11 protein-coding genes are annotated in these 12,466 nt (G+C 68.2%); all 11 read left to right on the top strand.

Going from position 1 to position 12,466, the window contains the following annotated elements:
• Positions 1 to 338 precede the first annotated feature (338 nt).
• Positions 339 to 605 carry a hypothetical protein gene (locus tag VFZ20_RS27870; RefSeq protein WP_329687238.1) on the top strand — a complete coding sequence of 89 codons (267 nt, stop codon included), beginning with the start codon at positions 339 to 341 and terminating at the stop codon, positions 603 to 605.
• A 12-nt stretch (positions 606 to 617) separates the two neighbouring features.
• Positions 618 to 1,622 (top strand): ATPase, T2SS/T4P/T4SS family, encoded by a 1,005-nt coding sequence (locus VFZ20_RS27865; protein WP_329687237.1) that lies wholly within the window; start codon positions 618 to 620, stop codon positions 1,620 to 1,622.
• Positions 1,623 to 1,656: 34 nt separating this feature from the next.
• Positions 1,657 to 1,971: a hypothetical protein gene (locus tag VFZ20_RS27860; RefSeq protein ID WP_329687236.1), complete on the top strand. Its 315-nt coding sequence runs from the start codon at positions 1,657 to 1,659 to the stop codon at positions 1,969 to 1,971.
• A gap of 4 nt (positions 1,972 to 1,975) precedes the next feature.
• The gene (locus VFZ20_RS27855) at positions 1,976 to 2,323 is read left to right on the top strand and encodes a hypothetical protein (protein WP_329687235.1); all 348 of its coding nucleotides are present in this window, start codon (positions 1,976 to 1,978) and stop codon (positions 2,321 to 2,323) included.
• A gap of 1 nt (position 2,324) precedes the next feature.
• Complete coding sequence (locus VFZ20_RS27850; protein WP_329687234.1) at positions 2,325 to 4,871, top strand: hypothetical protein; 2,547 nt, start codon at positions 2,325 to 2,327, stop codon at positions 4,869 to 4,871.
• 30 nt (positions 4,872 to 4,901) lie between these two features.
• On the top strand, positions 4,902 to 5,726 hold the full coding sequence (locus tag VFZ20_RS27845) for a hypothetical protein (RefSeq protein WP_329687233.1): 825 nt from the start codon (positions 4,902 to 4,904) through the stop codon (positions 5,724 to 5,726).
• Positions 5,727 to 5,747: 21 nt separating this feature from the next.
• Positions 5,748 to 6,809: a type IV secretion system protein gene (locus tag VFZ20_RS27840; RefSeq protein WP_329687232.1), complete on the top strand. Its 1,062-nt coding sequence runs from the start codon at positions 5,748 to 5,750 to the stop codon at positions 6,807 to 6,809.
• A gap of 82 nt (positions 6,810 to 6,891) precedes the next feature.
• On the top strand, positions 6,892 to 7,695 hold the full coding sequence (locus VFZ20_RS27835) for a type IV secretion system protein (protein WP_329687231.1): 804 nt from the start codon (positions 6,892 to 6,894) through the stop codon (positions 7,693 to 7,695).
• A 258-nt stretch (positions 7,696 to 7,953) separates the two neighbouring features.
• Positions 7,954 to 8,778: a TrbG/VirB9 family P-type conjugative transfer protein gene (locus VFZ20_RS27830; protein WP_329687230.1), complete on the top strand. Its 825-nt coding sequence runs from the start codon at positions 7,954 to 7,956 to the stop codon at positions 8,776 to 8,778.
• Between the two features lie 845 nt (positions 8,779 to 9,623).
• Positions 9,624 to 10,184, top strand: a complete 561-nt coding sequence (locus VFZ20_RS27825; protein WP_329687229.1) for a TrbI/VirB10 family protein — start codon at positions 9,624 to 9,626, stop codon at positions 10,182 to 10,184.
• Positions 10,185 to 10,209: 25 nt separating this feature from the next.
• On the top strand, positions 10,210 to 12,258 hold the full coding sequence (locus tag VFZ20_RS27820; protein WP_329687228.1) for a type IV secretory system conjugative DNA transfer family protein: 2,049 nt from the start codon (positions 10,210 to 10,212) through the stop codon (positions 12,256 to 12,258).
• The last annotated feature ends 208 nt before the right edge of the window (positions 12,259 to 12,466 follow it).

Raw genomic sequence — 12,466 nt, 5'->3', positions numbered from 1 at the left:
CCCATGCTTGTCCTGTTTGCGGTACAATCCGAAGCTTGCATGCCGCACTCCCCAACTCGGGCTGCTGCACGTAATAAGACAGAAAGGCAAGAATTTCAAATTATTGCATCAAAACCTGTCTGGTGACGGTCGATAAAAATCACAATTTCCGCCTTCTGTCACGCCTGCACCGTCCCCTCCTTCCCGGACTTCCTGCCCGTAAGACCTGCGGAGCCGCCTGAGGCCCCCGTCGCAGCCAGAACCGTTCGCGGAAGGTCGCGGTATCTCGCTGGTGAGCGGCACGGGAGCCGTGCCCGGTAGCCCCGCAACCCAACAAGCCAGTGCCTTCCGCGTCCCGGATGAACGTCAGCATGCCCGCGGAGATCCGTCAGCTCGTGAAGCAGGCGGCGATCAGCACCGCGGCCCTCCAGCGCGACAGCCTTGACGACTCCGCGTGGATCGTACGCGCCGTCTGCGAGAAGCTGAGCCGCGAATGGGATCTCCTCGACCTCGGACGGCCCCTGCCGGACGTCGTGCGGGCGCTGTCGGGGCATGGGCTGCACGTCCCGGCCATCGAGGGCCGTGGGCGGTTCGATACCGGGCGGGCGGTAGCCGCGGCTGCGTGAGGGGAGGCGAGCGTGGCCGTGCTGGATGTGTCCGTCGCGGCTCAAGCAGAAGCCGCCGACGAGGACGAGCGGGATAGCCTGGAGTACGAGTTCGCCGTGCAGATGCAGCGGATCCTCGGCCCGGCAGTGATGCGCGTCTTCGACGATCACGCCACGTCAGAGGTTTACGCGAACCCGGACGGGATGGTCTGGCTGCTCGCGGAGGGCCGCCGGCACGAGCCGACGGGGCTCACGCTGAAAGCATCGGAGATCGAGGGATTCCTGAACGTGGCTGCGGCGCGCCTGCAGGAAACGATCACGCCCAGGAACCCGCGGTTGCAAGGCGAGCTGCCGAAACCGGTGTTCGGGGGCGCCCGGCTCCAGGGCCTGATCCCGCCGGTGGCCGCCGGGCCGATGTTCAAGATCCGCAAGCGCCCCCGCCGGGTCGTGCCGCTGGAGGACTACGTCGCCCAGCAGGTGATGACGCCTGCGCAGTACGACGCGATCCGCTGGGCCATCACGCAGGATTTCGGGATCGTCGTGGCGGGCCCGACGGGTTCGGGGAAGACGTACCTGCTCAACGCGCTCCTGCATGAGCAGGCGCGTCTGATGGAGGACCCGAACGCCCCCGTCTACATCCTGGAGGACACGGTCGAGGTGCTCCCCCAGGCCCCGAACACGGTTTCGCTCCGGACCACGCCGGAGTGCGATTTCGACGTGCTGCTGTACGTGTCGCTCCGTCTGACGCCGAAATACCTCCACGTCTCGGAGTGCCGCCGGTACGCCCTGCAGATGCTGGAAGGCTGGGCAACCGGCCACCCGGGATTCTGCACCCTGCATTCGCGCTCCGGCCAGGGCGCCCTGCAACGGATCGCGCGCCTGGCTCGCCGGGAAACAGGACGGGACGAAGGGTGGCTCGTCGCGGAAGCGATTCAGCTGGTGGTGGTGATCAAGCCGACTCCCCGCGGCCGCCGGGTGACGGAGGTCGCGCACTGCACAGGGTACCGGAAAGGCCGGTACCTGCTGACGCGCCTTTGAAGGGCGCGCCGATACACCCGTTCCCGCGACTGCCATGCCCCGATCCATCCGCACGCTGCTGGTACTCGCCACTCCGCTGCTCCTCGTGGCGGGGAGCCCGGCAGAGCTCTGGGCCAGCACCACGGTCCCGCCGCCGTTCGACTTCATCAACGGCATCATCGCCTACATCCGGAGCGCGGCAGTGCCGACGATCGTGCTCGCGCTCATGATCGGCGCCCTGGCGTGGCTCTTCGCCAAGAACGGCGAAGGGATCGTCCAGTGGGCGGGGAAGGCGTTCGTGGTGCTCGCGATCATCCTGGGCGGTGGGACGCTGCTCGCCACCATCGGCTTCCAGGGCGCCGTCATCTAAAGCCATGGCGTACGCGCGCGACGTGGAGCTCGAGCGGCGTCCGATCCCGGAGCCGATGTACCGGACGCCGCTCTTCCTGGGGCTCCCCCAGGATTACCTGGTGGTCTGGCTCGCGACCCTCGCATCCGCGGCAGTCGCCGTGGGCAACGCCACGCACTTCCTGCTGGGGCTGGCCACCTTCGCGGCCGGGATGGCGACGGTCCATCCCCGGCTCGCGCGCGCCTGTGAAGACGACGCCCGGGCGATCGACATCTTCTTCCACTGGCTGCTGCACGAGCACGCGTTCTCGGATCCGCACCCGTCCATCTGGGACGGCCCCGACCCTGTGCGCCCCTCGATCCCGGAGCCCTGAGGTGGACCTGCTGCTCGGTGCCGCGGCCTTCGGCGGCGGGATGGCGGCCATGCGCGCATTCGACCGGCTACGCGTCGCCCGCACGCTCCCGCGCGGGCGACTCCCGGCCGACCTGCCGTGGGCCTACTTCGTCGCGCCCGGCGTGATCCAGCTGAAGGACGGGGCGTTCCTCACGGGGTTCCGCTTCCGCGGTCCGGACACGGCGTCGGCGACGAACGCGGAGCTGAACGCCCTCTCGGCGCACCTGAACCGCGCGCTGTACCCGTTCTACGAGGACTGGGTGCTGCATTTCGACGCCGTTCGCAGGCGCTCCTTCGAGTACCCGGAATCGGGGGCCTTCCCGGACCGCGCCACGTGGGGGATCGACGAGGAGCGCAGGCGCGAGTATGCGCGCTCCGGCCGGAAGTACGAAACCGAGTGTGTGCTGTCGCTGACCTGGCGTCCGCCGGCGGACCGGTCCGCCAGGGCGCGCAGCTGGTTTGTCCAGGGGGAGGAAGCCGGCGATACGTGGGATCGGCACCTCCAGCGCTTCATGCAGGACGGGGTGGAGCGGCTGCTGGACCTACTGGGCACCCGGCTTCACCTGGAGCCGATGGGTTCGGACGAGTACCTGACGCACCTGCACTTCTGCCTGACGGGGCTGGAGCACAAGGTGCTCGCGCCACCGGACGCCAGCCACCTGGACTGGGCGCTCGCGAGCCAGGAGTTCACGCGCGGAACGCGGCCGCGGATCGGGTCGAAGCACATCTACGCCGTCTCGAACTTCGGCTACGCGCCCGAGTCGTGGTCGGGCATCCTGGACCCGCTCACGAAGGTGGGCGCGCCCTACCGATGGAGCACGCGCGTGGTGCCCCTGAGCTACGCCACCGCGGCGCGGATCATCGGCCGGATCCGCGACACCTGGTTCAAGAACCGGAAGGGTGCCGCGACGCTCACCCAGGGGATGTTCCAATCGGGCGAGAAGACGCAGCAGCAGATCGAGGATGACAGGGTCTTCGAGAACACCCACGCCCGGCAGGCGGCGGCGCGGCTGAGCGACGTGCTCGGCGCGCTGCAGAGCGGGCGCGGGCGCGCGGCGCTGTATACGTCCACGCTGGTCGTCCACGGTGACTCCGATGCGGAGGCCCGGGACGTGGCGCGCCAACTGATGCACCAGGTCAACGAGCGCGGATTCACCGCCCGCATCGAGGGGCTGCACGCGTGCTCGGCCTTCTTCTCGTCCATGCCGGGCAATGGCTGGCACAACCTCCGGCGGCCCGCGCTGCCGACGGAGAACATCGCCGACCTCCTCCCGGTGACGGCGTCCTGGGCGGGGCTCCGCTACGTGCCGTCGCCGTACTTCCCCGTGCGGAGCCCGGCGCTCGCGTACGTCGATACGGACGATTCGACGCCGTTCCGCCTGAACCTGTACCACAAAGACGTCGGCCACTCCCTCCTCGTCGGCTCCACCGGCGCCGGCAAGAGCACGTTCATGGGGTTCTGCGTCTCGCAGTTCATGCGGTACCCCGACGCGCAGGTGTTCTGGTTCGACAAGGGCCATTCCGCCTACCTGCTGACGGCGGCCATGGGCGGGCACCACTACGACATCCGCCCAAAGCCGGACCCGCGCACCGGGCTGCAGTTCCAGCCCTACGCACTGGTGGACGATCCCGAAGAGCGCGCGCACGCGGCGGAGTGGACGGAGACGACCGTGCAGCTGCAGGGGGTCGAGCCGTCGCTGGCGAAGCGGCGCGCGATCCAGCGGGCCCTCGCGGTGCTCGGCGACCGGCCGCCCGAGGAGCGCACGATCCGCGCGTTCGTGATGCACGTGCAGGACCTGGAGCTTCGTGCCGCCATGGAGCAGTACACCGGCACCGGCCCGTACGGCTACCTCCTGGACGGCTCCCACGACGGGTTCGCCTCGGGCAGCGTGCACACCTTCGAGATGCACCGCCTGATGTCGATGGGTGACCGCATCGTCGTGCCGGTGCTCCTGCACCTGTTCCGTCAGATCGAGCTCCGGCTGCGTTCCAACCGGCCGACCTTCATCCCCATCGACGAGGCGTGGGAAGCGCTCACGCGCTCGCTGTTCGCAGCACGGATCGAGGAATGGCTGCGCACCGTTCGGAAGGCGAACGGGGCCGTCATGCTCGCCACCCAGGATCCGGGGGACGTTGCCAACTCCGAGCATCGGGACGTGATCCTCTCCAGCTGCCCGACGATGGTTTTCCTGCCGAACCCCAACGCGGTCAGCGAGGAAGTCGCCAAGCTCTACCGCGCCTACAAGCTGAACGACCGCGAGGTGGAGATCGTCGCCACCGGCGAGACGAAGCGCGACTACTTCTTCAAGAGCCCTGACGGGAGCCGCCGGTTCGAGCTGAAGCTCGGGCCGGTCGCGCTCGCGTTCCTCGGCGCCCGCCCGGGCATGACGACCGCCGCGTCGGTCGACCACGCGAAACACCTGAAGGCCATCCACGGCCCGGAGTGGCCACGCGCGTGGCTCGAAGAAGCGGGCCTGCACGCGCAGGCCGCGGACATGTACCCGCCCGCAGCCGCACGCGCGGCGTAAGTATCCACCACCAACCAGAGGAGACAAGAGATGCCCAAGCCGTTTTGGCATCCGCGCCGCGCCGTCGCGGCCACGCTCCTGGCGTGGTTCGCCGTCGCTCTGGCCGTGCCCCGGCCGGCGCACGCGATCTTCGGCATCGGAGACGTCGTCTACGATCCGGCCAACCACTACAGCGCAAAGCTGCGTTATGCCCAGTTGATCCTGCAGGGGACTCAGCTGGGCCGGCAGCTGGTGCTCGTCACCCGGCAGACGAACCACGTGATCCAGCAGGCGCGCGGCTTCAGCATCGGGCGGCTCCGCATCCCGTCGCTGGGCCAGGTTCTCGACCGGATCGACGCACGGTACGGGCGCGGCGAGACCCTCGGCTACGGCAACAGCAACCTCGATCGGCTCTTCCGGCGCACATTTCCGGAGCTCGCCGAGTGGAACCGACAGGCGGCTGGAAACCAGGCCAGGGCGGCCCGTGAAGCCGCGTACAACGTGCTGTTGGGCGCGCGCGACCACTACCTCCAGCTGGATCGGTCGGAGCGCCGGCTGGACCAGCTGAAGCTGGATCTCGCCACGGCGGCGACGGACCGCGAGGTCGCGCAGATCCAGAACCGGATCGCGGCGGAGCAGTTGGACCAGCAACTCCTGGAACGCAACCTGGAGATGGGCACGGCCAGCATGCAGGCGGTCGACGTCGCGCTCCGCGCCGACCAGGCGGCGCGCCAGGCGATGGAGGACACGGCGCGGGCCGTCCTGGACGCCTACCGGCAGGATGTGCACGAGGCCGCCGAACGCAGGGTTCAGGCTCGGCAGGACAGCATCGCTCGCGCCCGCACCCAGCGGCAGCGCACCTTCCCGCGGTGGTGAGCCATGGGGGCGCCCTTCCCCATGGCCGCTGCGGCGGCGCGCCGGGTGGCCCACGTGGCGCGCGCCCACCCGCTCGCCACGGGCGCGGTGGCGGCGCTTCTGGCCGCGCTGATGCTGAATGCAGTGGATCCAGCAGCCCTTGCCGCGCAGCCGCCGCGCGTACGGGAAACGGACCTGGAGGCGATCTTCCGCAGTCGCCAGCAGGAGTGGGTGAGCAACGCCCAGGATGCCCTGCTGGGGCTCTTCGGGGGGCTGCTGATGCTGGAGATCTCGTACTCCAGCATCAAGTGGCACAGGGACAGGCTCGGCGTGGACCAGATTCTCATTTCCGTCCTCTGGAAAGTGGGCGCGGTCGCGCTGATGATGCTGTTCTTCCGCTTCCCCCACCTGACGACGGAACGGGTGATCGACGCATTCGCGCACCTCGGCGGGATGGTCGCCGGCAACCGGGGCATGGCGCTCACCCCAACCGAGATCGTCACACAAGGTGGCGAGATCGTTCAGCGCCTCGTTGACCAGCTCGGGGTGGAGCAGGGGATGCCGCTGGAGCCGCCGGAGGACCAGGGCCTCCTCACGCGGTTCTCCAACTGGATGAACCAGGCGTACAACGCACTGGGGATCGGCCTGGTGAACGCGCTGTTCTCGATGTTCTTCTCCGCCGTCGTGGTACTGCTGGTCGCGCTCGTGGTGCTGGTGGCCTACATGATCATCGCGCTCCAGCTGCTGCTGGTGAAGCTGGAGGCAATCCTCGTCCTGAGCACCGGGATCGTCTTCGTCCCGTTCGGCTCGTTCCGGCTGACCGCGGGACTCGCGGAGGGATACTTCAAGTATGCCCTGGAGGTGGGGGTGCGCTTTTTTTTTCCTGCAGGTGATCGCGGGGGTGGGATACGACCTGTTCGAGACGCTCTACGAAATCGCGAAAGGACTGTTGAAGTACGACGCGTCGCGCGGCCCGATGCACTGGGTGCTGAACCCGCCGTTCCTGGACTGGCAGGTGGCCGTGGCCCTGGTGTTCGCTGCCGTGGCCTTCGCGTACCTCGCTTGGAAGATCCCGGGCTCGGTCGGGCGCAGGTTCTCTTCTGAGGTGCGGGTCGGACTGTCGGACGGGATGCGGAGCTACTGAGGGGCCGGCAAAAGGCACAGGCCGACGACGAGGTGAGAGAGCGTGCGAATCTTCCGGAGAAAGCGTTCCGTGGACGGCGTCCGGCCACGGCAGGACGTCGCGGAGGGGCCGGGCCCGTACCGGAATCGGTACGACATCGCGCGGGAGGGCTACGAGATGCGGGTGGCGCAGCTTGCCCGGGCGCTGGACCAGGCCACTCTCAAGAACTACCTGGCGGCGGCGACGAACATCGTGCTGGCCGTGGGAATCGTGACGATCGCCCTGCGCGGCGGCGTGCGCCCCGTCTTCATCCCCTACGACCAGTTCGGGCGCGTCATCCGCTTCGACGACATCAGCCGGTACATGGAGCCACCGGAGGCGCAGGTGAAAGCGCAACTCTTCGAGTGGCTCGTGCACGCGCGCGGAATCTACTACGGCGACCCGGTCGCGCAGATGGACCGCGCGAAGGCGGCGCGGGCGCTGCTCTCGGAGGAGGCCGACCGCTGGCTGAGCGAGCACTACGCGGCCCCATCGCGCAACCCGGCGGTGCTCCTCGGCGAAATGTCACGCACGATCAAGATGCACAGCATCGCCCGTGACCCGGAGCGCAGGAACCGCTACACACTGCAATGGCAGGAAATCGAGGATCACCGCCAGGGCCCCGACGTCGAATCGATCTGGCAGGGTACGGTCGTGCTCGGCACGCTCCCCCGTGCTGCGACCGAGGAGGCGCTCTGGCAAAACCCGACCCGCATCGTCATTCGCTCGATCGAGTGGCACCAGATGCAGGGTTTGCCCACCGCCCAGCCGGCAGCGCCGCCAAGTGCCGCTGATCCACAGCCCGTGCCCACGGCGGCACGCCGGTAACGACTTCAAAGCGGGGACCGCATGCGGTCCCCGCGCTATTTCAAGAACCGTTCGCCGGAGGTCACGGTATCTGGCTGAAGACCCGTTCTCTGTCCCACAAGCAGAAACTCCGCAGTTACCATGCAGCGGATCTGTCTCGCGGTCCTCGTCATCTCGGCCCTGGCTCTCGCCACCCCCGCCACCGGCCAGGCAGACCCCCCGATACCAGAAGGAGCCGGTACTCCGTCCAGAGCGCGCCCTGTCCAGGAGGACGCGGCGGTGATTGCCGCCACGCGTGAATACCAGCGCACGGGACAGGCGCGTGTTCTCCGCGTGGGCTCCTACCTGGTCTATCCATTCGGCCAGACGCAGCCCCGGCTGACCTGCGCGCCGCTTCGCGCGTGCAACATCCAGCTCCAGGAGGGGGAGCGTCCCCCGGCTGGTCAATCCAAGTTCGAGCCCTACACAGGGGACCTCGAGCGATGGTTCGTGGGCACTACCCCCGGACCGCGGAACACCACGCTCGTCGTCGTGCAGCCCAGCGACTGCAACCTGACGACGAACCTCTTCATCCCGACGGAGAAGCGCCTCTACCAACTGACGCTGGATTCACCGCCGTGCACGGCGCGCGATACCGCGGGGCAGAACCCGGACCTCCCGTACGACCGGATCGTCCGCTTCTACTATCCCGAGGATCTCCTGCAGCGGCTCGCCGCTGACGAGGAAGCGCAGGCGGCGGCGGACCGGGCGGAGTTTGAGCGCCAGGTGCCGGTGGCCGCGGCGCCCTTCGATCCGACGTCGCTCGACTTCGGCTACTACATGTGCCGGGACCGGGGGTACCCGTGGCGGCCCGACCAGGTCTTCGCCGACCGGGAGCACACCTACATCAAGCTGCCGGAAGGCGGCCAGCAGGCCGAGACGCCGGCGCTCTTCGAGGTCGGCCCGGCGGGCGAGCTGGTCCTGATCAACTACGCGGTCCGCGGAGGGTTCTACGTCGTCGACCGGGTGCTGCAGCGCGGGGTGCTGGTGGTGGGGACGGGGCGTGAAGGACAGGAGCAGCGGCTGCTGATTACCCGTAACCGCAAGGATTGTCCGTCCCGATGACGCACTCCGTCCCTGATCCGGTCCAGACGGACATTCCGGAGGACGACGAGCACGCGGCACTCCGCGTCGCGGTGGCGGAGCAGGAGTCGGTTCCACCTCCGCCGCTCATGCCTGATGCCGAGCCGATCGAGGCCGGTCCACGGCGACGTCTCCTTGTCACGATCGCGGCCGCGGTCGTGGTGGTTCTGCTCTGGATGCTGTTCCGCACCGGTCCCGGGCCGAGCACGGGGAACGCAGGGGACGCGGGCGAGGCCGATGCGGCCGTGGTCGAGTCCATGGCGAACGAGGGAGACCCGAGCTGGATGAGAGCCGTTGACACGACGGCTCGTGCTTCGGCCGCTGCGGGGGCCGTGGTCCCGCCGGTCTACGCGCCTGCCGGCGCAGCGGGACCGGCACCTCAGCAGGCCGGCTCCGCGGCGGACAGCACTGCTGGGCCCGTGGCATCGACGCCCCCCGCTGCGTCCGGCAGCAGCGCGCCCCCTCCGGCGGAAGATCCGCGGAGGCAGAGCTTTCTCGCTGCCCTTCGCTCGAAGCCGCTTCAGAGCGGCGCGTCGTTTCCGGCGGGCCCCGACGTCGCGCAAACCGCGGATGAGATCCCGCTCCCGCCCAGTCTGGAGGAGATGGAGGCTGCCGCCCACGCGGAAGCGGAGCGACGGTCCGTGCCGCCAGCCGGGTTCGCCGCTGCCGGGACGCCTGCCGTCACGCCCTCCCAGGCGGAACGCGAGGGGGGAGGGGCGGGGCCAGCCTCCCGCTCGAGCTACGTTACAGGTGGCGCAGGTCCGGCCCCACAGCAGTCATCTCCGTACGTCGTAGCGCCGCAGGGGGCTGTGGGGCCTGGCGGTAGCGTGGTCGTCCCGATCGGCACCGTGATCGAAGGCCAACTCCACACGGCCATCAACTCCGACGTTCCCGGCAGCGTGATGGGGATGGTCACCCGCAACGTCTACGATGCGGCGCAGCGCGTGGTGGTCATCCCCCGGTACAGCTGGCTCTTCGGTACCTACGAGAGCGACGTCGCCGCCGGCCAGGCGAGGCTCGTGGTCCAGTGGACGGCGGTCCGTTTTCCGACCGGCGAGACGTACGCCCTTCCCGCGCTACGCGCCGGCGATCTCACAGGTGCGAGTGGCCTGCCGGCTCGCGTGGACAACCACTACGGCCGCGTCTTCGGTCAGGCCATCCTCTCCTCGATCATCGCCGCGGGCTTCCAGTCCAGCGGTGGGGGCGGTGAGCCGCGCTCCCGCCGGGATGCACTCGCGGAAGCCACTGCGCAGCACCTTGGCCAGACGGCGGCAGAGGTGACGCGCCGGAACCTGGACATCAAGCCCACGCTCAGGCGGCTGCACATGACGCGGTTCCTGATCATCGTTGACCGGGACCTCGTCTTCACGCCACCAGCGCGCCGGTAGCGGCCGAAGAACGCGGTTGGTCGCCGTGCCGGTCTCCACCCCCGACACCCTCCGCTTCAAGAAGACGCGGCCGGGCGCGCCGGTACACCCGTACGCCCTGGCGGGCCTGGCTGCGGCCAGCGCGCTCTTCGGGCTTGCGGCAGCGACGCAGTACGTCGCCGACCGGCTGAGCTACCATCCGAATCTTGGCCCAACGCTGTACTCCCCGGCCTTTCCGCCAGCGCTTGCGGTGGGTGCCGGGATTGCTGTGCTCCTTGTCGCCGCTGCCTGCTGGCGGAACGCGGATACTCGGCGCATGGCGCCGCTCTTCGCCCTGGTTGCCGTCGCGACACTCGCCGCGGCGCGGGGACCGATCTACGCGCCTGCCCGGGCGGTGCAGTGGGGCATGGCCTACCAGCGCGCCACGGTGAACGACCCCGCGGCGTGGCGGCGCCTGGAGCCGATCTTCAGGCGCGCCCTGCCCGTGGGGCTCGCCGGCGCCGCGGCTGCGTTCTGCGCGTTTGGGTATGCGCTCTTCGGCGGCGCGGTGAAACAGGCTTCCAATTCCCACGGAACGGCCGAGTTCGGGTCCGGGAAGGAGTTCCTGCTGCCCGAGGCAGAGGAACGCCGCCGACATGCCCGCCGGCGCAGGGGCGTCCACGTGGTGGAGCCGGGCGCGATGATCGGGCGGCTGCCTCCTTCGTCCGCTCCGTCATGGCCACGCCGGCAGAGGCGTGGCCCGCTCCTCTGGTACCATGGTCCGAGCCACGTCCTCACCATGGCTCCGACACGTGCCGGCAAAGGCGTCGGGGCGGTTATTCCGTCGTTGCTGCGGTATCCGGGATCCGTCGTATGCATGGACATCAAGGGCGAAAACTTCCACGTCACGCACCGGCAGCGGCTGGCGGACCGTGGTGAGGTGTACGTCCTGGACCCGTATCGCATTACCGGTACCCACGCGTTCCATGCCTTCCTGAACCCGTTCGATACCATCGACACCCACGGCCCGCGGAGCGACCGCGCACTGGACGATTGCAAGATTCTGGCGGAGATGCTGGTCGAGGAGGAGGGCAAGGAGAACCGGCACTTCACCGATGAGGGGCGCTCCCTGCTCGCGTGCTTCATGCTCTACGTCTGTCACGAGTACCAGGACCAGCCGGAACACAGAACGCTGATGAAGGTGCGCGAACTGCTCACTCTCTCGGGTGAACGCTTCGAACGCCTGCTCGACCGGATGGAGGAGAGCGATCATTTCCTGGTACGGCGCGGCGTCGGACGTTTCCGCCACAAGGAGGAGCGCGAACGCTCCGGGGTGAAGAGCACGGCCGAGCGCGGGACCGATTTCCTGGACTCCATCCCGATGGCGAGGGTCCTGGTGCCGCCGGCGGGATCGGTACTGGAGGGCGGGGAAGGGGGGAAGCGAGCGGGACACGTGGACCTCTCCCTGATCAAGGGAGAGGTGCCGATGACCATCTACATCGTGGTTCCCCAGGACGCGGTGAAGCCGAACGCACCCTGGCTGCGGATGACAATCGCGTGCATCAACAACATGATCACGCGCATTCCCGGCCGGCCGACTCACCGGGTTCTCATGCTGCTCGACGAGTTTGCACAGCTCGGGGTAATGCGACCGGTGGTGGAGGGGATCAGCCTCGTCGGCGGCTACGGCGTGCTCTTCTGGCTGATTATCCAGGACCTGGCCCAATTGAAGGGTAAGTACCGGGACGATTGGGAGACGATCTTCGCGAACTGCGACGTGAAGCAGTGCTTTGGGACAAACGATTGGACGACTGCGGATCTGCTGTCCAAGATGGCAGGAGAAACAACCGTGATCACCGAGGGGGGTTCATCCGGATCCGGCAGAAGCTACGGGAAAAGCAGTGGGCACTCGACCAATCATGGGGAGTCGTACTCGGAGAAGGGCAGACGCCTGCTCATGCCGGACGAAGTGATGCGGCTTCCTTTGTCCAAGCAGCTTCTTTTCGTGAAGGGCAGTGCACCGCTCGTTGTTGATAAGATCAATTATCTGACCGACCCGGAGTTTCGAGGAGTTGGAGCCAAGCCGTTGTTCGACTCGAATCCCATGCACGCCTGAACTCCTGGTGCGCGCCCTTATGCTTATGGAGTGGCTTTTCCTCGTCCCGGGATTGCGCTCCGGGCGATGGGCAACATGGTCATGGATGCGGTGCGCGCTTCATCACCTGTGAGTGGCGCCTCGTTGAGGAGATGTCCCCCTAGGAAACAAGTCGTAGCTCCGGCTCCGGCGTCGGTTAGAGGATGACACGCTGGGTCCCGGCGCTCGC

It is taken from the genome of Longimicrobium sp., assembly GCF_036280135.1.
In the GTDB taxonomy this organism is placed as follows: domain Bacteria; phylum Gemmatimonadota; class Gemmatimonadetes; order Longimicrobiales; family Longimicrobiaceae; genus Longimicrobium.
This window is presented reverse-complemented; position numbering and strand designations above follow the sequence as displayed.